Source organism: Microbacterium sp. WCS2018Hpa-9 (genome assembly GCF_031843745.1).
Lineage (GTDB): Bacteria > Actinomycetota > Actinomycetes > Actinomycetales > Microbacteriaceae > Microbacterium.
The window spans coordinates 35106-59859 of record NZ_JAVTIY010000007.1; the positions used below are offsets into that span (position 1 = coordinate 35106).

Consider the following 24754-nt stretch of genomic DNA (forward strand, 5'->3'; position numbering starts at 1 on the left):
GGTCAAAAAGCCCAGACGAGGTTCGCATCGGGTCCTGTTACTACTTGCGACATTCGGGGCAGTGGGCGTGGGGTCTGCGGGTTCTGGTCTGAATCTTGGACGGCCACGAATATCCGCAAGCGCAGATCCACATGACTTTTCGACCAGACCCGACGGTGACCTCGGTAGGAGAGAGGGCGTTCGCTGGATCCCATTGCTTGGCGAGATCGGGGCGCAGCGTCGCAAGGTCGTTCTCGCCAGGGATGGGCAGCTTTCCTGCGCAGTAGGGGCAGCCGCAGCCGGAAGTGCGGTTCTTGACGGTCGCCGGCCACGAGTGGTTGCGATGGCAGATCCATGACACCTTCACGTGGGATGAGACTGTGACCTGGTTCGGTGAGCAGTCGTTGCTGGGATCCCATTGTGCGGCGATATCCGGTCGGCGTGTCGCGAGGTCAGTGGCTCCCGGGATGGCGACCCGTCCGGAGCACGAGGGGCAACCGGAACCAGCATGTCGATTGGCGACTGTCGCTGGCCAGGTGTGGTTCTTCGCGCAGCGCCACAGGGCTTCATAGGAGCTACTAACGGTCACTTCGGACGGTGTCCGGTCGTTCGCCCCTGCTTCGTGGTCCCACTCCGAAGCCAGATGAGGGTCGAGAGTTCCCAAGTCGTTGAATCCTGCGAGGACGACCCGATTCGCGCATACGGGGCATCCCGTCTTGTCCGTCGTGCGACCCCAGACGGGAAGCTCCCACGTGTGACTCAGGCCGCAACGCCATACCGCGGGGTAATCCGAGCCCGCGGTGACCTCGCTCGGAGTCTTGGAGTTCGCGGGGTCCCACTGTTCGGCGAGTTGAGGGTGGGTGGTGGCGAGGTCGTTGAAACCGGCGAGGGTGCGTTGGTTGGAGCAGTACGGGCACCCGTATCCTGAGCAACGGCCGCCGACAGCCGCGTCCCAGCTATGGTCGCAGGGGCCTCGCCACCAGACGACACGATCTGATCCGGGGGTGACTGTCTCCGGAGTGATGGAGCTGTCGTTGCGTTCGTAATCCCACTCTGCTGCGAGGCCTGGGTGAAGAGTGGCTAAGTCTGTTTCACCTGGTATCGCCCGGCTACCGCTGCAGTAGGGGCAGCTGCTTTCTTGCGTGGTGCGGGAGCGCACCTGGGCGGGCCAGGTGTGCTCTTGAGCAGTACACAGCCAGTTGATTTTCCGTGCGGAGGTGACGCTGACGTGATGAGGGTCCCCGCGGTTGGCTCCTGGGGTGGTGTCCCATTCCGCGGCGATGTCCGGCCGCAGGGTGCCGAGGTCGGTATGTCCAGGCCAGAAGTCCATGCCGATGCAGTATGAGCAGTTCGTCTCGGCAAAGCCTCGCACGTGGGGGCTTGCTTCCCAGGAGTGCCCCTCTTCGCACAACCACCAGGCTTTGTGGGAGACATCTACTCCCGACCAGGGGTCTCGGGTGGGCGGGTTGCGATCCCAGTCCCATTCGGAGATGGCTTGCGGGTGTCGGAGGATCCATAGCGGGTAGTTGGCGGTGGCGTCGAGGATGCGGGGGACGTCGACGGTGTCGAGGGCGGCTTCCAAGGGGCGGAACTTCGTGGGGATGGTGTGGCGGCGGAGGGGTCGGAGCCAGAGAATCACCCGTTCGACGAGGACGTCGCTGTTGGCGAAGCCCAACGTTGCGTTGATGTCGAGTCGTAGATCTGCCGCCGACTGAGTGCGCCATCGTGCGCAGTGCGAACGATTGGACAAGATCTGCAGAACGCGCACCGTCGCGCGGTACAGATGTGCGCGGCGATCGATCTCGCGTGCCGCGCTCATCAAGGACTGATTCTGCCCGGTCTCTCCGTCCTGGGCGGAGAGGGTGTCGTTGTCGCGCACCATGGCCCACACTTGACTGTGCAGCTGCGTGGTGACCCGACCAGTAGCGACGAGTCGACGGAAGGAGAGTTCCGCGTTCCGAAGCGTGGGATCGAAGGGAACGATAACCTGGGTATCGAGTTCGGTTCCGGGACCGACCCACACCATCTGCCCCGGGTGTCGGAGACAGAAGTTTTCCCGATCATGGGAAATTTGCTCGATCGTCTCCCCGGCACTGCATAGGCGGCACAGGAAGCGCTGCGGGTAGGCCCGTGTGGAGTCCGGTTGCGCTAGACGTTTCATGCGGAGGTAGTGACCGGCCGGGCGCCCTGCCGTCGCCTCGACCGCCCGAGCGGCCGCTTCATCGTCGATCCAGACGCGGTGGATGTTCGGTTGCGCTCGGCTGGTCAGTGCCCTCTCGGCGAAATCGAACGGCACTCCTGCGGCGCGGCATTGCCGCTGCGCGTAGGAGCGTGGCGTCTCAAGATGATGCCACTTGGGTCGTTTCGCCCACGCCTGCGTGCTGGTCATGCGGCGTCCACCAAGTCGTCCAGGGTGACGTTGTGTGTGTTGAGCGTGGTGCGCCGGAGAGTATCGAGAACCCCGAAGAGTCCCTCGCGGGTTACGGTCTCCGAGGTGCGCGATTCGTCGCGCAAGATGGACGCGACTAGGCGGTCCACGATCATCGCGAGAACGGCGAGTTTCCCGTCGGCGGCGTGGACTAGCGTGCCGGCGTTGCGGGTGAGAAGGCCGTGGACGTGCCCACATAGTGGTAGGAAGCTGTCGAAGGTGGCGACCCATTTGATCCATTGTTCGAAGTCCTCTTGGACGGCGGGGTCGATCTTGTCGAGTGTGACGAAGTCGCAGCGTGCGCTGACTTGCAGCCCGTCGCCCGTCTTGAATGCTTGGTCGAGATTGATTCCAACCAGGACGACGGTCGCACAGGACTCATTCTGGAGAGCCTTGATGACACTGGAGGGTTCAGTCCCGCCAAGCTTGTGCGCTTCGTCGATCACCAGCAGCTTCGTGCCATGTCGATGGAGGGCTTCGACGGCAAGCTTCCGCAGCCGGTCGGTGGCAATCTGTTTGGGGAGAACGATGGTGGGGGCGAGAAACTCCACGATCTGGGCAAGGAGAGCTTTCCCGGTCGAGTGTTCGGTCATCTCCACCCAGACGACCGGTGCGTCTCCGTCTCTGAGGTAGTCGGGGTGTTGGGCTGCGTGTCTGCGTTCTACGGATCGAGCCAACAGGAGAGCGAGTTCTGTCTTGCCGGAGAACATCGGCGCGGATACCATCAGCCCGCGCCGCGAGTTCTTCAGCCGAGGGTTGATTCGGATGAGGTCCTCCAGAATGCGAGCGCAGACTGCTTGCTCGCGCGTCTTCACCCTCAACGTCAGCCGGAGAAAGTCTTCGCGAGCTTGGTCGTATAGCTCTCGGGCTTCACTATCCAGATCTGTGTACTGCCGGAAGGTGATCTTCGGCGGCGATGCGGGCTCGGCGTCGAATGCTTCTCGAAGCCCTGCAAGGCTGGTCTTGCGGTCATGGTGGAGGACGAGTGGGGTGATCTTCATGGATCAAGCTCCTCTGCTTGAGCGAGATGTATGTCGGGGGACGTCCAATCGATGGTGCTGATGTCGACGGGTTTGGCCCATTGCCGTAATGGGATCGGTGTCGTTGTCGAGGGGCCTGACTCGCGTTGAGCTTCGACCTTGAGGCGCTGTTGCTCTCGCTTGTGTTGGGTGCGCTTGCGCTTGTCTCCTCGCTCGCGGCTTTCGACATGATCGATCCACTCCCGGCGGCGATCGGGATCGTCGATAGCGGCGTCGGGGTATCGGGTAAGGAGTTTCATGTCGATCTCGGCGACCATCGGTGCCGTCTTCTCTCGCAGAGCGACGTCCCAACACTCGATCCACAAGCCGGTTTCCGGGTGACGTACCCAGACGGCATTCGCGTTGTAGGGGTCGAAGCTCACCGGGAACTTCCTCGCTCTCGCGGATCCCGGTTCAGCGCCCGTGAGGGAGCGACTGCGGAGGTCCTCCAGGTCGGGCGAGTCGTAGCGGCGATTGTGGAGATCGATCCCTGCACGACCGATCATGCGACGTTCGGTCGGCAACAGGGCGAGGTACTCCTCGACTCCGAAAGGCACTGGGACGCCAGGCCCGACGCTGAAGAGTTCGGTGTACATCTGATTCGGGGTGAAGATCCGTCCGGGGGAGCTCGTCGACTTCAGGCCCTGGTGCGGTTTGTTCAGGTAGATGTTGGATATCCAACTGTCCAGGATGAGCCGGAGCGAGTCCAAGGTGAGCGTGGGGTTGTCGCGGGCGCCTCGATGCGCCACGGAGTTCCCCACGAAACCGGCCAACCATGCGGCGAAATCTGATGAGAGGGTGCCGAAGTTGCGTTCAACATGTGGCTTCACCGTCGGCGTTCCGGAGGGCGCGAGCTCCCTGTGGATTCCGTACGCACGGCAGGCATCTCTGAACGTGCGGGACCGAAAATCAGCTCCGCCGTCGATGGTGATTGATCGCGGAAAGATCCATGGGAGAGCCAGAGACTCGTCGCTGAGGTAGGGGTTCACCTGCTTCATCAGCGCGGAAGGCAAGGCGGCTGACCCCGAGAGAGTGGCAGCGCCCGAACCAGGCACGGCTTTGCGCCCGATGATGGCTCGGGCGAGCAGGAGCGCATGATCGAATCCGCCAGGGCTATCCGCGTGGATCGCCCAAGCGAGCGGCACTCGGCTGGCGACGTCGAGAAGCACGGTGAGTTTCGGACGGAACTCACTGGTCTCATCCCAAACGAGAACGTCGAGGTCCGTTGAATCGATCTCGCATCGCTCTCCAAGTTGATAGGCAGCTCCGGAGTGGTACTGACGCTTTGGGCTGTTGTCGGTGTTTCTCCGGGTGGTCGCTTTGTCGAAGCTGTAACGGCCTGCAGCCCGCTCGTTGATGTAGCCCTGGAGGGTGCGAGCCTTGATCTCACAAATGGGGTCGCCCGGGTAGGTTGTCTCGAGCGCTCGCCTCACCAAGACAGCGCAACGCTTTTTGCTACTCGTGGCCTTGTCCGTCTGGCGATCGAGGAATCGATCGATGATCGTCACCAGCCGCGGATCTGCCCGGCTGATGGCGAGTCGCTGCTCGCCCTTCCGGTGCATGCGGGCATTCAGCCCCGCTGCACCGTCTTGCTGGTAGGTCTTCCATAGGAGGTGAAAGGTACTGCGCGCTCGCCCCAGTGACGTGCCTTTCAACTCCAGCAGCTTCGCGTCAACGCGTGCGTTCTGAGTCGTCAGCGCAGGGTCATACTGCGCCCGAGGAGTGGAAGCCAACGGATCCATTGGTCTCCCGGTGAACGCCTCAAGGAGATGGGCCTCCATATCGCACACGTTGGTCGGCCACGCGTCCCCGTCCGGACGAAGCGATACCGCGCGCTCGCGTTGAGCCGTGCCGGCATGGCGCAGGAACTCGTCTACGGACATGATGAGGTGTCGATCGGGTGCGTTCTCGGACCGGAGCTTCACCTCTAGGCCGGGGATGATGTGGGCCCAGACCCAGATCTCGCCGTCAATGTCGAAAGAGTCCCCGAGTTTCAGCTTGCTCTCGTCAGACACTGATCGCATCCGTTCTCTCCCGACGTGCGGTAGTCAGTAGCGCGTTGCTATTGAAGACCGCAGACAGATCGAGCGCGAGAAGTCTGCGCCAGGCGAGGTTGTCAACCCATGCGCAGGCAAGAGGTGGGCAATCTGGTGATGCCAGCTCGCACAACTCCCGGCGAGTCTTGCTGTCAGTTGCCGCGTCGAGGATCCTGTCCTCGACGTCAGCAGGCGGCCTGCAACGGTCATGACGCGACGCCGACAACCATTCGACCACGCGGGTCGCATGGATGCTGTGGCCGGAAAGTACCTGATAGTGCCAGCCGAGCGTTGCCGACACAACCGCGGTTTCATCGAACTGCAGTTGCGCAGACTTGTCGATGCGTTCCTTTGGCCTCACGTCTCGAACGGCGTAGGAGTCGTCCGACATCTGCAATAGGAAATCCGGCACGTGCCAGTGACCCGCCATCGGCGAGCGAACGCCGAACACCACGCCAAATGGCTGCGACCACACCTTTGCTACTTGCCCGCCGAAATCGAGCCACATCAACTCGTCGCGCTCGAACTGAGACTCACACCATACGTGGCTACGGGTGCGACTCCAGAAGTACTCAGACCCCGTGAAAAAGTGGCTTGCGCCCTTCGATACTCGAACCTTCATCGGGTCGATGACCGACCAATCCAAACGGCCGAGACTTCGGTTGACCGGTGCGAACGAGACGCTATCCGCGTAGCCGGATGCGGAACGATGATCGCGCGGCACCCAGTGCAGCTCCGAGCCCTTCGAGAATCGTCGCCGTGCGATCAACCGTGCAATCTCAGCTGGCTTCATCACCACTCCAAGGAAGGCGGAGTACCTGAGTAGGCACATCGTTGTCGCCTGCGCCCAGGATCCGCCGGGTCGGCTTTGCCTGGCTCCCGACACACCGGTATGGCTCGGATTAGAGTTCGATCTGATGTCCGGCAACGACCGAACGAGAACACTGATGCCACCGCCGAGCAATCTGCAACGCTGAGACGGTGTGCAGGCGGTCGTCGTCGGAATTGCGTTGGAATGACGCAGTTGGCCTTCAGCTGACACGTCATCCTCCCGGAGGTGCTCTGTGTGTCAGCAGACCGAAGTTGCCGACGCGGCGACTTGCCCTGGCGGACGTCGGAAGCGGTAAGAGGCCCGCAGGACGGTGGCCCGGTTCGGCGGACGCATAGGGGATCTGCGTAGAGTGCGAGATGTGCCTCGAAATCCTCGCTTTCGCACCATTCGTGGTGCGATCGGAGCCATGCTCGCCGCGGTGTTCGCCATCGGTCTGAGCGGGTGTGCGCCGGATCCGGTCAGCGATTCCTTCCTCAAGGGTGAGAACACCGGGTATGTGGCCGCTGGCGGCGCGATCGTCGAGATCCCGATCGACGAGCGGAGCGAACCGGTCGACTTCAGCGGCATCACTGAAACTGGTGATGATTTCGACAGCGCAGACAACGCCGGCAAGGTCACGGTGGTGAACTTCTGGTACGCCGGGTGCGCGCCGTGCCGCATCGAGGCGAAGGATCTCGAAAGCGTCTGGCAAGAATACGGCGGCGAGGATGTAGCTTTCATCGGCATCAATACCCGCGACCAGGCCGACACTGCCCAGGCTTTCTCTCACGAGTTCGGCATCACCTACCCGAGCCTGATCGACGTGAACACGGCCGAGGCGAAACTCGCTTTCTCCGAGGTCGTGCCGATCCAGGCGACACCGACGACTCTCGTGCTCGACAGGCAGGGCCGTGTCGCCGCCCGCATCATCGGACCCATCGACGGCACCTCGATCCTCTCGACGCTCGTCAAGGACGCTCTGGCGGAGACACCGTGAACGCCGACACCATCATCGGGTCCGGTGCGCTCTGGCTCGCAGTCCCCGTCGCGATGCTCGCTGGCCTCGTGTCGTTCTTGTCGCCCTGCGTGCTCCCGCTGGTCCCCGGCTACCTCGGCTTCCTTGGCGGGGTGGTCGCGCCGGACTCGAAGGGTCGCGCGACGAACGCAGTCGCGCCCCAGCGCCGTCAGCTCGTAGTCGGCGTACTGCTGTTCATCCTCGGCTTCAGCGTCGTCTTCGTTCTCATCACCGCGCTGGGCGGCACGGCCGGCGTGTTCTTCCTACGCTGGGGCGACCTGGTCACACGCATCCTCGGAGTCGTCATCATCCTGATGGGGCTCGTCTTTCTCGGGTTGTTCAATTTCGCCCAGCGGGAGGTCCGCTTCCACGTCGGCTCCCGGGCCGGAATCGCAGGGGCGCCGCTACTTGGAGTGGCACTTGGTATCGGCTGGGCACCGTGCATGGGTCCGACGCTTGCCGCGATCATCGCGCTTTCGTTCAATGCTGGCGACCCTGTCCGTGCCGGCTTCCTCGGCCTCGCGTATTCGCTCGGCCTCGGCATCCCGTTCCTGTTGGTCGCATTCGGGTTCGGTTGGGCGGCGAAGACGGTCGAGTTCCTCCGTCGTCACATCCGGGTGGTGAACGTATGCGGAGGCATACTGCTGATCGTCCTCGGAATCCTGATGGTGACAGGGCTGTGGACCGACATCATGTCGCGGCTGACGGCGGTGATGGGTAGCGTCATTCTCCCTCTCTGAGATCCCTAGCAAGGATGTCGCGAGTGACGACTGGAGCAGCCCTCTCTACCCAACTGGTCATTGTGGGTGGCGCCACTTCGTGCTCCCATGTCGGAGCCTTAGATATAGACGCCGCGGTCTTCCATGAATCGGACGGGGTTGGTGTAACCACCATTGATGTAGACCTCGAAATGCAGATGGCAACCGAAGGAGCGTCCAGTGTCACCCGCGTAAGCGATGACCTGGCCCGAATTGACCCATTGCCCCCTGCCAACGAGGATGCCACTGGGTTTGATGTGCGCGTACCCGGTGCTGACGCCCCCGCCGTGTTGGATGCGGACGTAATTGCCGTAGTTGCCGTTCGCGCCGGCGTAGTCCACTGTTCCGGAGTTGGCGGCGTAGATCGCCGCTCCGCAGCCATTGGCCATGTCCGCGCCGTAGTGGTAGCTCGAGGAGCAGCCCTGCGAACCGCAGATCGGGGTCCGCGGGCCGTAGCTTGAACTTCGGCCGCCCCCGTGGGGCCGGACCCAACCGCCGCTACCGGCAGAGCCTCCGCCGCCGCCGTTGCCGCCACCGTTGGCTGCCGCTTCCGCGGCTTCGCGTTCGCGACGGGCGCGCTCTTCGGCCTCGCGCGCGGCCACACCCGACTGGTAACCAGCGACAGTCTGCGTGGTGGTGTCTTTCAGCGCGGCGAGCTGCGCCTGCATCGTCTCGAGGTTCGCGGCTTGCTCGTCGAGCGCGGCCTGTGCGGCGTCGGCCGCTTCTTGTGCCGCAATCATCTTCTGCTCTGCGACCTGCTGCAGGCGGTCTCGTTCGTCGCGGGCAACCTTCGCCTGATCGGTCAGCGATTGGGCGGTGTTGCGCGCCGAGATTGCGCCATCGTAGACCGACCGGTTGTACTCGAGAAGCTTGTCCATGGTGCCCAGGCGTGACAGGAGCTCATCGGCGTTGGCCGCGGAACCGGAGAAGAACAGTTGCAGTGCTGAATCATCTCCACCGTTGCGATACAGCTGTGCCGCAACTTGACCGGCCCTGCGCGCAGAGGTTTCGGCAATCGCTGATTGTTCGTCCGCCTGCGCCTGCAGGCTCTGAGCTTCCGTGATCGCAGCGAAGTACTCCTGCTGCGCTGCATAGAACTCGTCGGAGGCTGTATCGGCAGCAACCTGAGTCTCAGCGACCTTCCGCGTCAAGGACTGGATCAGCCCTTCGATTCGGGTGATCTCGGCAGCCTTGGCAGCTTCGTTGTTCTTGGCGCGTTGCACATCGTCCCAACTCGGGTACGACGCAGCGTACGCCGCTGAGTCGCCGGAGCCGATGCCGAGTGCAGCGAATGCAGCGACACCGAGCGCGCCGAGCCCGAAAGCGCCACGTCGAGTAACACTCAGCTTCCAGAACGAGTCGCGTTCGGCGGGCGTGGGTGCACAACCGCATTCTTCAGCCGCCTCCGTAGCCGCAGAGACGAGTCGTCCGTTCACTGTGCCCTCTCCTCGAGCTCGGCTTCGTGGATTCTGCTGCCATGGGCGCGCAGATTGGCCACGCTTGCATTGCCCGCCGTCTGGTCCATCGGCCGTACGTGGCCGCCGAAGTCGCGCCGACTCGCTCGTGATCTCTGATCAGTGGCCCATATCTGTCGCATCGAATTCGAGTTCGACTGTCCTGACACGAAGTTCACGCTTTCGGGTCCGTGTGGATGTCGGGGCTCACCTTGTTGTGTTTGTTCTTTTTCACTTGCCGTACGACAACGGTGGTGGCGATCACCGCGGCACCTATGACAGCCACGGCGATGATGAGCGGGATCGCGATCGAAGCCACCTCGTTCTCGCCTGCGGATGCCGCCGGGGCAGGGGTGTCCGCTGCGGGAGGTTCGGTAGTTGGCACAGCAGAGGGCGACGCCTTTGCCGGTTGCATCCGTGATTGTTCGTTCCCGCATGCTGGTTGGTCCCATCCCAGCCCTGGCTCGATGCCGGTGGGAGCGTACGTGAACGTGAAGCTCTCGGATATGGGGTGACCGTCGCTGGAGACGGCGTTCCAAAGCACGGTGTAGACGCCGGGTTCTCCGAGTGCGACCGGGGTGGTGAGGATGTTGCGGTCGATGGTGGAGCAGCTGGATTCGTAGAAGAGGCCGTCGGGTCCTTGCACTTGGGCGAAGCTTGCCTGGCTGAAGTCAATGAGTTCCCCGCTGAACGTGAGAGCGACGTCGTCGAGTTGGGTGACGGTTTCGTCTGCCCCGGGCACGGTGTCCAGGAGGTTGTCGTGCGCGAGAGCTGCGGGGGCCGGTGCGGCCACGATTCCCAGTGCGATGAGGGCAAGAAGTGTGCTGGCGAGCCAGCGGGTGCGGTGGGTGGAGGTCACGGGCGTGGGTCCTTTCGTCCGGCGGGCACGGGGGTGCTGTCGGTAGGTCTGTTGTTGCGTTTCGTGTGGAGGACGGAGAAGCCGGTGAGGATTGCGAGCATTCCCGCGATCATCAAGGTGGCGGCTCCGGCGAGGGCCTGGTCCTGCAGGGGGGTGGGTCCCCACGTCCGCCCCATGGCGCCAAACCACTCCGCGACGATGAGGTCGGAGCGAGCGATAGTGGCGATGCCGAAGAAAGTGGCCACGCCTGTGAGCGCAGTGAGTGAGGCCACACGCCACCGCCCCTCGGGAGTCGTGGACGCGTTCGGGGAAAGCGATCGTACGAAGAGGCACCCGGTGACGAGGAGCTGGCTGATCATCCATTCCGCTCCGAGCTGGTCGTAGAGCGACCATCGGAACAGGTCGGAGTAGTGGAACAACCACAGCGACGTGGCGAACAGGGACGCGGCGACGACGGGGCGACGAGTAAACCGGGCCAGGGGGCTGTGGGCGGCCCAGAGAAGCCATTCGCGCGGTCCTCGGCTTCCATCGTCCCGTGGGTGGATGACCAAGGTTGCGAGGGTGATCGGCGCCGCGAAGACAAGGAGCAAGGGGATCGCGAGACTGAGGAGAGCGAAGGCGAGGAATCGCATACTGATGAGCGAATCGTCATAGGCTGCGATCGGCCCACTGGTCGTCCACAGAAGCGCCCCCATCCCCGCAATCCAGCTGATCGTGCGCCTGGCTGGCCACGGATACCCGCGGCGCCGTGCGCGTCGGACGCCGACGAGGTAGAAGACGATTCCGAAACCCGCGACGAGCACCCAAAGGAGGTCGGGACTCCACGCCGTGAACCATCTCTGCAGGGTGAGTGCGACCGGGACGGGTGCGTCGGTGAGGATCTCCGCGGCGGTGGTCTGCGGCAGGGTGATCGCATCGGCGGGGGCGGCGGTGCGGGCGAGGGCGGCGGCGACCCCGCTCGCGACACCCATGAAACCGAGTTCGACGCACACGATCATCCAGAAGGCGCCACGGCCCTCGCTGGTCTTTGCGATGAGTCGGCGGCGGTAGGCGGCACCCAGGACGCCCATGACCAAAAGCGCGCCGATCTTTGTGAGAAGGAGGATGCCGTACGGTGAGGCCAAATCCTCCCACCGGCCGAGGGCTGTGAGCGTCCGCGCGTATCCCGAGACGGCGACGCCGATGAACGCGATGAGCGCCACCGTCGAGTACCGGCGGAGCAGGTTCTCGAGTTCGCGCGGCGAGCTGATCGGTCGCGCGACGACGAGCAGGATGAGCCCCCCGAGCCATACTGCTGCTGAAATGACATGCAGGACGAGGGACATGACAGCGGGATCGTGATTGGCGAGCTCACCCGAATGACCTTGGGTGGCCATGGGAATCAGACTGATGATCGCAAGCACGGTTGTGATCATGACCGCACCATAGCTGCGAACAGCGAATGCGAGGACTGTCACGACCGAAGCGAGGATCGCGGTGATGAGCCATGATCGTCCCAGCTCCGTGTCGAGGAGGAAGCGACCGAGCTGCGTGCCGAACTCGGCACTCAGGTTAACTTGCGGATTGAATGAGGACAGGAAGGTGAGGTAAGCCACCACCCCGCTTGTGAGGGTGAGGGTCGCGGCGCCGGCGGAGGCAATATCGAGCGCGACGGTGAAGGGCTTCCCTGCCGAGGGGAGAGCGAACACCGCCAGCACCAGGGGCCCGAGCATCGCCGCACCGGACAGATTGACGAACAGTTTCGCGGCCGGGAGTCCCCATCGCACGAGCGCTCCAGGGTCACTCGCGAGTCTTGGTGCAGCTCCTCCACCAATCACGAGCCCGATGACCACAGCGATGAGTGCGGCGGCAACGAGAATCGTCGGTCCAACGATCCGGAGAACAACGGGATTCATGGAGTGGTATCCCCTGTCTGAGCGCCAGCAGCGTCCGGGTCTTCCGTCACAGGTGCCGTGCATTCACCGGTCTTGGGGAGCTGCTGGATCGCCCCGGCAAGAGATTCGAGAACCGCGTCCGCCGACAGGGTGGTCGTGTCCACGTACACCTGGGCAGCTGGATCTCGGCCGTAGGTTGTGAGCCGCAGATTCGGGGTCTCCTCCTCGTCGACGATCCAATCGACGCCCCCCAAGCTGACACATTGCAGCGTGGTGGGGGCCGGGGGCTCCAACCCGCAGGTGAGGAGCACGCTACTGGGGGTGCCCCATCCTGCGGTGGCCTGAGCGTCCGTCCAGACGCGAGCCTGGTCGCCAATCGAGTCCGGTAATCGTACGGTGACCTCTGCGCACAGCGGGTCATTCGCGTTCGCTGCGGGCTCGAGGTGGACGGTGGGTGCGCAGCTGGTGAGCACAAGCAGTGCGCACAGCGCCGCGCCAGAGGTCAGAATCTTGAGCTTCACAACGTCATCCATCCGTCTTCCTGGGAGTCAGCATGCGTCCGTCGCTGTCGGATCGACATGACGAGCAGCGCTAGTACCGTTCCGATACTGAGCATCCAGCCGAGCCACGGCATCAGCACGACAGCGAGAGTCGTGCCGGCGCGGAGGGGGACCTCGGTGATCTTCGCCGCGGTCGTGTCCACCGCAACCTGAGCCAACACTTTTCCATCGCGGCCGATGACTTGACTGGTCCCGGTGGTGGAGACGTTCACCGCAGTTCTCCCTGTTTCGAGCGCGCGTATGCGGGCGATGGTCAGCTGTTGGAGGTTCTCGTCCGTGCCTCTGAAATCCGCATTGTTGGTTTGAAACACGAACATCTGCGCGCCAGCGGACGCGCTCTGGTGGATGACGTCGTCGTAGATGACGTCGAAACAGATCGCCAGACCGATGGGCACATCGCCAACGTTCATGAGGGGCGTGTTGGAGCCGGGCGTGTACTCGCGTTGTATCAACCCGATGAGATCGGGGGCGATGGCTTCGTAGAACCAACGGTCCGGCACGTATTCGCCGAAAGGGACGGGGTTGGCCTTGTCGTGGAGCTGCTGCGGCCCGGCGCTGGTCCACAGCATCGAGGTGTTGAACGTGTCAGCTCCGCGGGTGGTTGCCGCATTCACCAGTGCCGGAGCGCCAGCACCCTGCACGAGTCGATCAAGGCGGCCTGCGACGGCGGCATCGCGCAGGGGATCGGCGTCGACGGCCCCTTCTGGCCAGACGAGAAGGTCCATTTCACGCCCCAGGAGCGGAGCGGTCGCTTCTTCCTGTGCGCGCAGGATGTCACCTGTTGTCCTGGTGTCGAAGTAGCCGCTGGGACCGTTGCCCTGCACCCATCCGACGCGCATCATTCCCGCTTGCTCAGTCGGGAACAGAGGGACGGCCATCGCGGCAACGACGATGACCGCCGCTGCTGCTCCCGGCTCCCACCGGCGGAGGGTGAGGGCTTCCACGACGCTTGCGCAGACGAGGATTGTCAGGAAGGTCAGCCCGGTTGTCCCCACCCAGGAAGCGGCTTCCGCGAGCGGGCTCTCGGCAAGAGTGAAGCCGATTCGCGCCCACGGGAACCCGGTGTACGGCGCATTCCCCATCAGCGTTTCCCGCAGCACCCACACCCCGGCGACGAGCACAGGAGTGATCGCGTGATACCCGAATCCCGCCCGCGTGGTGGCGACACGATAGGCGAGTGCGATCAGCGCACCGCCGGCACCGAACAGCAGGGATTCCAAGCCAGCCAGCGCGACCCATGGGATGGGCCCCAGAAACCGGGTCACCCATACCAAGTGAGTGAAGTAGAAGGCCGTCCCGTAGACGAGGGAGATCAGGAACGCCCCGGGAACAGAGCGTCCGCGAAGCGTCCACAGCCCGATGGTTGCGCTCACGAACGTCGCGGGCCACCACCCGGACGCGGGGTAGGCGAGATCCAGCATGCCTCCTGCGATGGCGGACGCGACGATCGCTACGGGAAATGGCACCGCAGCTGCCAGGAGCGCATCGTGCGCACTGGCGTTGCCGCGCCGTGGTCGAACGGAGAGGGCGTGTCCCACCAACGGGTCAGCGGTCACGGTCATGAGTGCCCAGGTTTTTCAGGTAAGCGTTGTACGAGTCGAGGTCGGCGTTCCCGTGCACGTCGGCATACCGATCCGCCGCGGCAGCACGAGCGGTGTCGCTTCGGAACCAACGATGCATCACGTAGATCAACATCAGTACGGTCGGGGCTTCACCGTAGGACCATGCCAGAGCGCCGGCTAGCTGCTGATCGGCGAGGGGATCGATGCCCAGTGCTTCGGTGGGCGCGACGAACGAGCCGACCAGGATCGTACTGGCCATCATGAGAAACACCCCGAAGAATGCGTGGAGCGCGGCTTCGGCAAAGACGTCCAGTGCACGGGCACCATGACCCAACCTGACCGGCAGCGGATCGGAGGACAGGATGGGGATGGTGAAGAGCACGCCGGCGAGGAGGAATCCGACCTCGAGTGCGACGTGACCCCCGGGGAGAGCGAGGATGGCATCGGCAGCACCCGCAAGGTAGATGCCGTAGAACGCGAACAGGTAGAGCGGGACAGTGGCCCACGGACTGAGTATCCATTTCGCGGCCGGGCTTCGAAGAGCACCGTGGGCCGCTGTGAGGACTAACCGTCCCGCTCCATGATGCGGTGTCGCTCGCAGAAGAAGGGTGCCGGGAGAGCCCAGGACGAGGAGCGGCGGCACCATCATCATCAGAGTGAGCTGCTGGAACATGAAAACGGACACCAGCGCCTGGCCGTAGGTTTCAACGCCTAGACCAGTGACCGCCGCGAGGAGAACACACCCGAGAAGGAAGCTGACCGTTCGCCACACGGGCCACCGACGCCCGCGCGTCCACAACCGGATCGCTCCGACCAGATACAGCACAGCGAGGATCCCCGCGACTATCGGTAACACCGGAAGCGGGATGTCCGCCGGTGCGAGGAACGCCTGCAAAGACGGGGGACTTTCGAGGATCTGGCCGCTCACACGCATGGTCGTGACAAGAAGATCGCGCTGTTCACTTCCGGATCACCTTGATCGTCGCCCCCGCTGCCAGGAACGCCACGGCCGCGATGGGCTGTGCTGTGGTCCACACGACACCGGAGAAGGGGAAGGGCATTACCGGGTTCCAGAGCACGGCGATCGCGAGGAAGACCGGGATCCACCACCAGTGGCGTGCCTGCAGCGCAAACCACGCGACGATCAGCCCGAAAATTGAGGCGATGAAGAGGACGAGGGGCGCCCAATTCGCCTGGAAGAGCGCCGGGGCGAGGAACAGGATCGCGGCGGCGACGAGGCTGGGGGCCAGGGCGTTCCGCTGGTAAGTGGAGGGGACACGTTCTTTGGGACTCATGGGTGAACCGTTTCTTCGGCGGGTACAGGGTCGACGGGATCGGGGCGGGACGAGGGGTCTGGCCGGCGACGGCTTATGCGCAGACCCGCGACGATGAGGAACACGGCACCGATGCCGAGAGCGACATCGGCGAGGTTGCCGATGAACAGGTTCCCGTAGGCAAGGAAATCGGTGACGTGCCCGATCCCGAACGCGGGCGGCGAGAATAAGCGATCGATGAGGTTCCCGATCGCACCGCCCACGATGAAACCGAAACCAACCGCCGACCACACGTTGCGGGCTCGGGTAGCGGCACCGATGAGGGCCGCGGTGACAGCGAGCCCGACGACGGTGATGACCCATGTGGAGCCTTCCCCGAGCGAGAAGATCGCCCCGGGGTTGAAGGCCAGTTGAAGACCGAGCCAGTCACCGATCAGCGGTATACGCGCATCCTGTCGCAACGTGTTCAGAGCAAGAGTCTTGGTGCCTTGATCGATCAGGATAACGATGGCGGCGACGATGAGCACCACGGCCGACCGGCGGACTCGATCACGCATCGGCGTCTTCCCCCGCGGCCGCGGCATCCTCAGCAACTTCGGCGCGATCCCGCTGGTGACGGCGGCGCCCGGCCATCATCACGCCCACAACCCCGACCCCCAGGATGATAGCCAAACCGGAGAGGAAGAATAGGGGCAGCATTTCGAAGGCACCGCCTCCGGATGGTGTGCCGCCGTACGTTTGTGCCGGCGATGCGGTTTCCGTTTCTTCGCTGCTCTGTGGTGAGGCTTCAGGGGTGGGGCTTGCGGTGGTTGTGCCGGATCCCGTGTCCGTCGCGGGTCTGACGGTGTACACGTACTCTCCGCTGATCGGATGCCCATCGGCGGAGACGGTCTTCCATCGGACAGTGAAGACACCGGTCGCGGCGTCCGGGGAGAGGTGCTGCGTGATAACGTCATCGGTCGCCTGGGGGGCGTCGACTGCGACGTTTGCTCCGGTTTCATCGACCACGTCGATGACTGTTGCGCCGTCACCATCCGGAAGCAGCCCGGTGAACATCAGAGAGATCTCGTCGGGAGAGCCGTCGACGGCCGAGTCGGCGTCGGGGTACGCCGAGACGAACTCGTCGTGAGCGGCGGCCGGGGCTGTGGTCCCCAGCACGACGGATGCCGACACCATCAGGGCGGCGGCGGCGAGGGCTGTGATACGTGCCGAGAGGCGTTTATGCATGGGTGTCGTGCTCTCCGGGGTGGGATTCGGGTTCGATCTGGAAGGTGGAGTGTTCGATGCTCACGGCGAAGTGCTCGTTGACGCATTGCTGAAGTGATGTCAGCAATGCGGCGGAAGCTTCCATCGTGACGGTGTCATCGACCACGACATGGGCGGTGAGCGTGGGGAGGTCGGTCGAGACTTGGGTCGCGTGAAGGTCGTGCACCGCGACCACGTGCGGAAGGGCAAGGATGTGGCGGCGGACATCCTCGAGGTCGAGGCCGGCGGGTGTGGACTCCAACAGCACCCGACCGGATGCTCGCAACAGGATAAGAGTGCGGGGAATGATGAGCAGCGCGATCAAGACGCCCGCGACGGCGTCCGCCTGATACCAACCGAAAACGGCGATGAGGATGGCGCTGGCGATGACGCCGACGGAACCGAGGGCATCGTTGACGACCTCGAGGAACGCGGCGCGCATGTTGAGATTGCGTCCGCGGCCGCTGAACAATACGAGCATGGAGGCGATGTTGGCGACGAGACCGACGATGCCGAAGAACAGCAGACTCCCCGATGCGATCTCAGGGGGCTCGAACAGCCGCCGTACGCCTTCCACGAGCGCGAAGATGCCCACCCCGAGCAGCAAAGTTGCTTGAGCGAGCGCACCGAGAACCTCCGTGCGTCGAAGACCGAAGGTGTACTTGGGAGTCGGGGGACGATTCATCAGATGCGCAGCGGTGACGGCCATCGCCAACCCGACGACATCGGTGAGCATGTGCGCCGCATCAACAAGCAGTGCGAGGCTGCCTGTGATGATTGCGCCGATCACTTCGACGATGAAGACCGAAGAGGTGATCGCGAACGCGATGACCAGGCGATTGCGGGGAGTGGCGTCACCGATACCGTGACTGTGCCCTGTGTCTGTCATGGTGCTCCTTTACGGCCGTCCAACGATGTGCCGGGCGACGATCGCCGCATCACGACCCGCCCCAGCGAGGGTGCCCGCATCTGCCCGGGAGTAACGCGGCATGCCAACAGTGAACAGTCCCGGGATGCGTGCATTGACGTGCAAAGGCTGCCCGGGCGGCTCCGAATCGGGCAGCCATGCGTCCGCCGGCCTGTACCCGGTCGCAAGGATCACGGAATGCGGCTTCACGGACGCCCCATCGGCGAACATCACGGTGTCTCCGTGTACCTCCGTCACGGCGGCGGCATGAGTGACGTCTGTCGAAGCTACGCGGGGGCGTGACTCAGACATCGGACCCCGACGTCGCAGCCTCGACCAGATGGGCCGCTCCGACACCTCTGAGGATTCCGCTCGAGTGGAGAGGGTGACGTCGTGGGAGGAAGCGAGCTCTTCTGCAATCTCCACTCCGCTGAATCCACCGCCAACGATCAACACGCGGCCGGGAGGTATCTGGGCGGGATAGAGGTACTGGCTGGAATGCAGCACAACACCGGGTACTGCCAGTTCCAGGCGCCAGCCCGGCACGCGCGGCACCGCGGCAGCTCCCGTTGCACAGACCACATTTCGGGTTTGCACTTCCCCGGCGGAGGTCGACAGATGCAGTGTGGATCCGTCGCCCAACCGGGTGATTCCAAGAGCACGAGTGCCCCACACGGTCTTCACACCGAGGGCGTTCTCCACCGAAGACAGGTAATCGGACATCTCATCCTTACTCGGATAACGGTCTCCATCGCCCGGGAAAGGAAACCCGCGGACGACACTGTGGCGGGCCGCGCTGCGTAGCTTCATCGACTGCCACCGTGTGGCCCAGCTTCGTCGACCGGGAGGTGCAGAATCGATGATCACGAAGTCCTTCTGCGGCTCAAGCCCGGAGGACCTGAGTGCGGCGGCTGTCGCCAACCCGGAGTGCCCGGCGCCGACGATGATGACGCGACGGTGCGATAGCGAACGCGCCATCATTCAGCACCGTTCACCGCGGCTTCAATGGTGTCCTCCAGGTCATTCCACGTCTCCAGCACGACAGGCTCCCCATCGATGAAGAACGAGGGGGTACTGCTGACACCGAGCTGCTCACCCTCGTCTAGATCGAACTGGACCCGTTCTGCAGTCGCCGGATCAGCGACCGCATCATCGAACGCGGCCATATCCAATCCGAGTTCCTCCGCAAATCCCCGGAACAGGTCCGCACGAGACTCTTGAGCCTCACCCCATTGAGACTGCGTCTCGAACAGGCGGTGATACATCTCTTCCAGCCGTCCCTGCTGCGCTGCGGCTTCGGCAGCGATCGCGGCATTCTTCGAGTTGAGATGACCCGGCAACGGGAAGTAGCGGATCACGTACGTGATCTCGCCATCGAACTTGCCACGGAGATCCTCGACGAGGGGATAAAAAGCACCGCAGGCCTCGCACTCGAAATCGAGGAACTCGACCACCGTCACCGCCCCATCTCCTCCGTCATCGAGGACATGCGAGTTCTCACGGACGACCTGTGGACCATCAGCGGCCCCCGTCTCGGGTGCGGCAGCTCGACTCTGATTGACAAGGACGAACACCAGCGCAACGATCAGCAACACCACGGCGAGAGCCACGGTGACAAGTACCGCTTTCATAGAAGATTTCATAGACACTCCAGACACACACAACGAACGAGGACGACCAGGGGAGCGCCATCGAAGAGATGGCGCCGCCAGATCAGGTTCGCGACAGAGAAAGCTGTGTGAGAGAAGGAGGCAATACGAACAGGCGCCCCGTCATGGCCGCCAGTGATGGTGCGCGCGGCAAACGTTCACGAACGCGAGAAGAGGGGACGTGACGGCGGAAGATCCGCGTGACGATGAGCACCAAGAAGCAGCAGAGGATACCCAAGAGGCACCCGGCGACGCCGATCATGATGTCGTTCGCAGTATCCCCAGCCACGACATGTTCCGCAGTTGCGCCGACACCGCTTTCACCCGAACCCGCCGCGACAGGGCCAGCAGAAGACGTACCTAGTGACGACGAGGATGTCGTGCTCAGATACGCAGTCGCATCCGTCGCGTCACGATGGCCGCCCGGCCACGCTCCGACGATGAGAAGAAGTGCCAATCCGAGGGCCGTAATGATCTTCGTTATCATGAACTCGTCGGCGCGGCTGTCGCTATTGCGAATGCGACCTTGGACGACCATGACCTCAGGATGGTACCAGCCCCACCAATCAAGATCTGTTGCGAACCCGAGAGCCACGCGCCCGAAGGTCAAACTGAAGTTACTGTCAGCGTCCGCGTCCCACAACCGAGCAACCCAGTTGATTTCGGGGCCTTCGAAAGTGGCTCCGTGGGAGCGGGGTAGTGCCGTCGAAGCGGGATGGTTCAGACCTGGGCGGGTACGGAGGTTGCGGCAGGTGACCGCAGGGCAGCAGGGCGCCGCGCCGCGCGCACCCCGTTGAGGATGACGAACACTTCCGCGATCTCGTGCACGAGAACTACACCGGCAAGCCCGAGCACGCCGAAGAGGGCGAGCGGGAACAACACGAGGATGATCGCCAAGGCGAGCACGATGTTGGCGGTCATGATCCGGCGACCGCGACGAGCGTGCGCGAGCGCGCCGGGGATCAATCGGAGATCGTTCCCGGTAAAGGCGACGTCGGCAGACTCGATGGCAGCAGCCGAGCCCTTCAGCCCCATGGCGATACCGACGGTGGCGGTCGCGAGGGCGGGGGCGTCGTTGATGCCGTCACCGACCATGGCTGTCGGGCGCGCGGCGGCGAGTTGTTCGATGACCGTGGCCTTGTCCGCAGGGAGCTGCTCTGCGCGGACGTCGGTGATGCCCGCCTGTGCCGCAATCGCGCGGGCGGTGCGTTCGTTGTCCCCGGTGAGCATCGTGATCCCGATACCGGCATCCTGCAGCAGTCGCACGGTTGCGGCGGATTCAGGGCGCAGCTCGTCGCGGATGCCGATGAGCCCGGCAATCTCGCCCTCGGCTTCAACGACGACCACGGTCATGCCGTCTTCGGCCATCTCATCAGCGGCCGAGTGGAGGACTCCGGGGGCGAGCCACCGGACGTTGCCGACGCGGACCAGGGTGCCGTTGACGCGGCCGGTGATGCCGTGGCCGGCGTCTTCGACGACGTCCACGGCTCCAGCTGCGCCGGGGGCGGCCGTGGTGATCGCGGCGGCGAGCGGGTGGCTGCTTGTCTCTTCGACTGCTCCCGCCCAGGTCAACAGCTCGTCCCGTGAGATGCCGGCTGCGGGGCGCACGTCGACGACGGCCGGCTCGTTGCGGGTGAGGGTACCGGTCTTGTCCAGCGCCACCGCCTGGATGGTGCCGAGCTGCTCGAACGCTTCCCCGGACTTGATCACGACGCCGAACTTCGACGCGGACCCGATGGCGCTGATCACCGTGACCGGCACCGCGATCGCAAGAGCACAAGGAGACGCGGCGACGAGGACGACGAGTGCACGCTCGATCCAGGTCGACGGATCTCCGACGATGAATCCGAACACGGCGACAAGGGCCGCGGCGATCAGCACCACGGGGACGAGGGGGCGGGCGATCCGGTCAGCAAGCCGCGCGCGGTCGCCCTTGCGGGCGTGGGCCTGCTCCACGAGGGACACGATCTGGGTGAGCGAGTTGTCGCGCCCGTCCGCGGTCGCCTCGATCCGCAGCGTCGATGCACCGTTCACCGAGCCCGCCGCGACCGCAGTGCCGGGATGCACGTCGACCGGGATGGACTCACCGGTGATCGCGGATGTGTCCAGGCTCGAACGCCCTTCGACAACAACACCATCGGTGGCAACACGCTCGCCTGCTCCAACGATGAGGATATCGAGCTCACGGACATCCGCGGCCGGGATCGTCGTGTCGCCGGCGAGACGAGAGACACGCACGGTCTCCGGGATCAGGGACAGCAGGGCACGCAGACCCTCTTTCGCCCGATCCATCGCACGGTCCTCGAGAGCCTCCGCCAGCGAAAACAGGAACGCCAAGGTCGCAGCCTCACCGACATGGCCGAGCAGAACCGCACCGATCGCGGCAATCGTCATCAGCAGCCCGACGCCAAGTCGACCCCGGATCAACCGGCGGATCGCACCAGGAACGAAGGTGTAGGCGCCGGTCAGCAGAGCAGCCCATTGCAGCACAAGCGCGGGGATTTCGATACCCGCCCACTCGAACGCGTACCCGGCGACCAGGAAAAGGCCCGACAGCGCGGACGGCAGTAGCGCGATGTCGCGCCACCACGGCGGACGCACCTCGATCTCATCGTCATCCACGCCTGCCTTGGACGGCAGCGCCGGTCCGCAGCAAGCATCGCCTTCCTCATGGGCCTCGGAGGACGTGGCATTTCGCACCGGGTCGGGCTCGCAACATGCGTCTCCCGTCCTGTGGGAACGCGTCAACTCAACGCGCTGAATCGTGCGAGCCTTCCGGGGCTCGTCTGGGCCGCAGCACTCTTCACTCATGCGCAGCACTCACACTTCTCGTCCGTGCACGGAAAACCCTCGTCAACGGCGACGACCGCTTCCAGCATGTGTCGTAGGCCCACTGCGAGATGCGGGTCCGCGATCTCGTAACGCGTGCGCCGGCCTTCCGGGGTCGCAACAACCAGACCGCACCCGCGCAGGCACGTCAGATGATTGGAGACATTCGTACGTGTGAGATCCAGTTCGCGAGCGAGCTCAGCTGGATAGCCAGGCACATTCAAGAGCGCAAGAAGGATCCGCGAGCGCGACGGGTCTGCCATCGCGCGACCGAGACGGTTCATCACATCAAGACGAGAAGCAATAGTCAGCACACGATGACTATACAGGCCAAGCTGACCAATCATGCGGCCTGGGCTGACCGTCGGGGAACCGCCTCTGCTTCGCGTCTGTGAACTTTCTAGCGCTTGCCGGTCGAGAATAGACTCACCCATAGTGCGGTTGATACCCCCCCCGGGAGTGCCGTGAAAGCTCCGATGAGGTGGAAGCTCGATATGGCGAGGACCGTGGCGCAGGCGATGAAGACCGGCATGCGTCCGGAGAGGTTGCAGCGCTGATCATGGCGACCGTTCTGGTGTGAGCCACCTACCGGACGGGGGCGAGGACGGTCGTGTCATCGGGTGCGATCTGGACGATGCCGCGGTCATCGACCACAACGAAGCTGTCGTCACCGATCGCGGTGAAGGCCTGGGCGGCCCCTTGGAGGGGGTCGAGGCGCTGCCATGTTCCTTCGGTGTTCTGAGACCAGAGGGCGCCGTCCGTTCCGACTCCTGCGAGCGTGCCGTCGGGTCGGACGTCGAGGGCGTAGAGCAGTGGGGCGTCCGCGACGGGGGCGAAGCTGGCGCCGTTATCGGTGCTGAGAAGTAGTCCTTCTTCTGCCGCCGCGTAGAGACCGTCGTTGGTGGCTGCGAGGTCTGCCGCGGCAAGTGTGGCGCCGCGGTTCCATTCGCGACCGTTGTCAGTGCTGATGAGCAGGTCGACCCCGTCAGAAGCGATCCCGTAGAGAGTGCCGTCCGGTCCAGCGGTGAGGGTATGGAAGTCCGTAGTGCCGGTGAGAGCGATCGGTGACCAGGTTTCGCCGAAGTCGTCACTGCGAATGACGCCCAGGTTTGGGGAGCCGAGCTCTGCGGGTGTCTGCGTGCCCGGGTGTCCGGATGCTAAGAGGGCATCGTCGAGGACGGTGAATCCCATCGCATCGAAGTCGTAGCCTCCGATGGGACCGGCGAGCGCACCTTCGGGTGTGAGGGTGAAGATTCCCCCGTGGGTGGCTACGAAGAGGTTCTCACTGTTTGGGTCAGCGGCGACACCGTGAATGTGTTCGATGACGGGGGGAACCGCATCGGTGCCGGAGGTTTGTGGTGCGGCGCATCCGGTGGCGGTGACGGCTATAAGAGCGATCGCAAAAGCGGGTAGGGGTGAGTAGCGGTTCATATGGCTCCGACTTGAAGAAGTGCGTGCGGGTACGCACCCGGGGTGCGCGAATGAGACACGCAGCGTGGCGTCACCGGTGTGATGGCGAGAGCTGCGGGGAAGAGCCAGCCGAGGGGTGCGGGAGGAATCCCGCACCCCAGGCGTGAATCAGAGCGTGGCGAGGAGGTCTTCCATCGTGGCGATCTCCGTGGTCTGCGCCTCGATGATCGTTTCGGCCAGAGCGACCGCGTCGCTGTTCTGACCGTTGTCGACCTCTTCCTGGGCCATCTCGACGGCACCCTCGTGGTGCTGGATCATCTGCTCGAGGAACAGGCGGCTGGCGTCCGCACCGGTGGCATCTTCGAGAGCCTGCATGTCCTCGTCGGACATCATGCCGCCGCTGTGATCCATGCCCTCCATGTCGGCGGTGTCAGCGCCCCACTCTTCGAGCCACTGATCCATCTTCTGGATCTCGGGTTCCTGCGCGGCCTTGATCTCTTCAGCGAGAGCGACGACACGTGCGTCGACGCCGTTCTTGCTGAGGAGCATGTCAGACATGTCGATGGCCTGAGCGTGGTGTTCTTTCATCATGCTGGCGAACATGATGTCGGCATCGTTGGCGTCCGCGGATGCCGGGGCGGAGCTGCTGCTCTCGTGGTCCATGCCGGGCATATCGCCGCCGCCGGACGTGGTTCCGGCGCAGCCGGCGAGTCCAAGCAACGCAACGAGGGTGAGCGCGGCAGTCGCCGCAAAACGGGTCTTCATGATGAGTTCTCTCCAAGAGTCGATGATGGCACCCAGCGAGACAGGCTGGGCGAAGGGCGTTACCCGCAGAATGCGGGTAGCGCGTCCATCACGTGCGACTGATGCAGAGAACGGTGAGGGATGGGGGCCGCAGTGGATGCAACGAATCTCGGAGGCTCAGGAGCGATACGGGCGCTCCCGGGGAGCGTCCAAGGGCTCGCGACCAGGCGGACGGTCGCGCAAGCAGCACGACGGCGATGAGGAGCGCGAGTACGCAGGCCATCCACGCCATACCTGGATCGTCAGAACACGTGGCACATCCCGCCCCGTCGATCGCTGCG

23 protein-coding genes are annotated in these 24754 nt (G+C 63.9%); 2 read left to right on the forward strand and 21 right to left on the reverse strand.

What is annotated here, in order from left to right; genetic code table 11:
• Window positions 1-40 precede the first annotated feature (40 nt).
• The 4 genes from RQG82_RS14860 to RQG82_RS14875 are packed head-to-tail and all read right to left on the reverse strand — an operon-like array spanning window position 41 to window position 6255.
• Window positions 41-2368, reverse strand: a complete 2328-nt coding sequence (locus tag RQG82_RS14860) for a zinc-ribbon domain-containing protein (RefSeq protein ID WP_150115143.1) — start codon at window positions 2366-2368, stop codon at window positions 41-43.
• Window positions 2365-3408, reverse strand: coding sequence for a TniB family NTP-binding protein (locus RQG82_RS14865; RefSeq protein ID WP_053098494.1), 1044 nt, complete (start codon window positions 3406-3408; stop codon window positions 2365-2367). The genes RQG82_RS14860 and RQG82_RS14865 overlap by 4 nt, the downstream gene beginning before the upstream one ends.
• Window positions 3405-5441: a Mu transposase C-terminal domain-containing protein gene (locus RQG82_RS14870; protein WP_053098495.1), complete on the reverse strand. Its 2037-nt coding sequence runs from the start codon at window positions 5439-5441 to the stop codon at window positions 3405-3407. The genes RQG82_RS14865 and RQG82_RS14870 overlap by 4 nt, the downstream gene beginning before the upstream one ends.
• The gene (locus tag RQG82_RS14875) at window positions 5434-6255 is read right to left on the reverse strand and encodes a TnsA-like heteromeric transposase endonuclease subunit (protein ID WP_167347459.1); all 822 of its coding nucleotides are present in this window, start codon (window positions 6253-6255) and stop codon (window positions 5434-5436) included. The genes RQG82_RS14870 and RQG82_RS14875 overlap by 8 nt, the downstream gene beginning before the upstream one ends.
• A 445-nt stretch (window positions 6256-6700) precedes the next feature.
• On the opposite strand from RQG82_RS14875, the gene RQG82_RS14880 reads away from it, so the two are divergent.
• A complete protein-coding gene (locus tag RQG82_RS14880; protein WP_053098497.1) occupies window positions 6701-7270 on the forward strand; it encodes a TlpA disulfide reductase family protein in 570 nt (189 codons plus the stop codon).
• Entirely contained in the window at window positions 7267-8028 is a 762-nt protein-coding gene (locus RQG82_RS14885; RefSeq protein ID WP_017201929.1) for a cytochrome c biogenesis CcdA family protein, read from the forward strand. Before RQG82_RS14880 ends, RQG82_RS14885 begins: the two co-directional genes overlap by 4 nt.
• Before the next feature lie 98 nt (window positions 8029-8126).
• On the opposite strand, the gene RQG82_RS14890 is transcribed toward RQG82_RS14885, so the two are convergent.
• The 17 genes from RQG82_RS14890 to RQG82_RS14970 all read right to left on the reverse strand — a co-directional run bounded on the left by RQG82_RS14890 (window position 8127) and on the right by RQG82_RS14970 (window position 24434).
• Window positions 8127-9482, reverse strand: coding sequence for a M23 family metallopeptidase (locus tag RQG82_RS14890; RefSeq protein ID WP_026049678.1), 1356 nt, complete (start codon window positions 9480-9482; stop codon window positions 8127-8129).
• 193 nt (window positions 9483-9675) lie between these two features.
• Window positions 9676-10359 (reverse strand): copper resistance CopC family protein, encoded by a 684-nt coding sequence (locus RQG82_RS14895; protein WP_026049677.1) that lies wholly within the window; start codon window positions 10357-10359, stop codon window positions 9676-9678.
• Window positions 10356-12254, reverse strand: a complete 1899-nt coding sequence (locus RQG82_RS14900) for a cytochrome c oxidase assembly protein (RefSeq protein ID WP_042538293.1) — start codon at window positions 12252-12254, stop codon at window positions 10356-10358. The genes RQG82_RS14895 and RQG82_RS14900 overlap by 4 nt, the downstream gene beginning before the upstream one ends.
• The gene (locus RQG82_RS14905; protein ID WP_042538292.1) at window positions 12251-12766 is read right to left on the reverse strand and encodes a DUF3515 family protein; all 516 of its coding nucleotides are present in this window, start codon (window positions 12764-12766) and stop codon (window positions 12251-12253) included. The genes RQG82_RS14900 and RQG82_RS14905 overlap by 4 nt, the downstream gene beginning before the upstream one ends.
• Window positions 12751-14355, reverse strand: coding sequence for an apolipoprotein N-acyltransferase (lnt, locus tag RQG82_RS14910; RefSeq protein ID WP_311259815.1), 1605 nt, complete (start codon window positions 14353-14355; stop codon window positions 12751-12753). Before lnt ends, RQG82_RS14905 begins: the two co-directional genes overlap by 16 nt.
• On the reverse strand, window positions 14339-15289 hold the full coding sequence (locus RQG82_RS14915; protein WP_042538291.1) for a cytochrome c oxidase assembly protein: 951 nt from the start codon (window positions 15287-15289) through the stop codon (window positions 14339-14341). The genes lnt and RQG82_RS14915 overlap by 17 nt, the downstream gene beginning before the upstream one ends.
• A 25-nt stretch (window positions 15290-15314) precedes the next feature.
• Entirely contained in the window at window positions 15315-15650 is a 336-nt protein-coding gene (locus tag RQG82_RS14920) for a DUF6804 family protein (RefSeq protein WP_042538290.1), read from the reverse strand.
• Window positions 15647-16186: a signal peptidase II gene (gene lspA, locus RQG82_RS14925; RefSeq protein ID WP_053098498.1), complete on the reverse strand. Its 540-nt coding sequence runs from the start codon at window positions 16184-16186 to the stop codon at window positions 15647-15649. The genes RQG82_RS14920 and lspA overlap by 4 nt, the downstream gene beginning before the upstream one ends.
• Window positions 16179-16787 (reverse strand): copper resistance CopC family protein, encoded by a 609-nt coding sequence (locus RQG82_RS14930; RefSeq protein ID WP_162253853.1) that lies wholly within the window; start codon window positions 16785-16787, stop codon window positions 16179-16181. The genes lspA and RQG82_RS14930 overlap by 8 nt, the downstream gene beginning before the upstream one ends.
• A 61-nt stretch (window positions 16788-16848) precedes the next feature.
• The gene (locus tag RQG82_RS14935) at window positions 16849-17763 is read right to left on the reverse strand and encodes a cation diffusion facilitator family transporter (RefSeq protein WP_042538288.1); all 915 of its coding nucleotides are present in this window, start codon (window positions 17761-17763) and stop codon (window positions 16849-16851) included.
• Window positions 17764-17772: 9 nt separating this feature from the next.
• Window positions 17773-18762, reverse strand: coding sequence for an NAD(P)-binding domain-containing protein (locus tag RQG82_RS14940; protein ID WP_308418032.1), 990 nt, complete (start codon window positions 18760-18762; stop codon window positions 17773-17775).
• Window positions 18759-19424 (reverse strand): thioredoxin domain-containing protein, encoded by a 666-nt coding sequence (locus RQG82_RS14945; protein WP_136041016.1) that lies wholly within the window; start codon window positions 19422-19424, stop codon window positions 18759-18761. Before RQG82_RS14945 ends, RQG82_RS14940 begins: the two co-directional genes overlap by 4 nt.
• 70 nt (window positions 19425-19494) lie before the next feature.
• Window positions 19495-20025, reverse strand: a complete 531-nt coding sequence (locus RQG82_RS14950) for a hypothetical protein (protein ID WP_136041015.1) — start codon at window positions 20023-20025, stop codon at window positions 19495-19497.
• Window positions 20026-20150: 125 nt separating this feature from the next.
• Window positions 20151-22031 (reverse strand): cation-translocating P-type ATPase, encoded by a 1881-nt coding sequence (locus RQG82_RS14955; RefSeq protein WP_052492874.1) that lies wholly within the window; start codon window positions 22029-22031, stop codon window positions 20151-20153.
• A gap of 206 nt (window positions 22032-22237) precedes the next feature.
• On the reverse strand, window positions 22238-22573 hold the full coding sequence (locus RQG82_RS14960) for a helix-turn-helix transcriptional regulator (RefSeq protein WP_074731945.1): 336 nt from the start codon (window positions 22571-22573) through the stop codon (window positions 22238-22240).
• Between the two features lie 271 nt (window positions 22574-22844).
• Window positions 22845-23690: a F510_1955 family glycosylhydrolase gene (locus RQG82_RS14965; RefSeq protein ID WP_042538283.1), complete on the reverse strand. Its 846-nt coding sequence runs from the start codon at window positions 23688-23690 to the stop codon at window positions 22845-22847.
• A gap of 147 nt (window positions 23691-23837) precedes the next feature.
• Window positions 23838-24434, reverse strand: coding sequence for a DUF305 domain-containing protein (locus RQG82_RS14970; RefSeq protein WP_042538281.1), 597 nt, complete (start codon window positions 24432-24434; stop codon window positions 23838-23840).
• Between the last annotated feature and the right edge of the window lie 320 nt (window positions 24435-24754).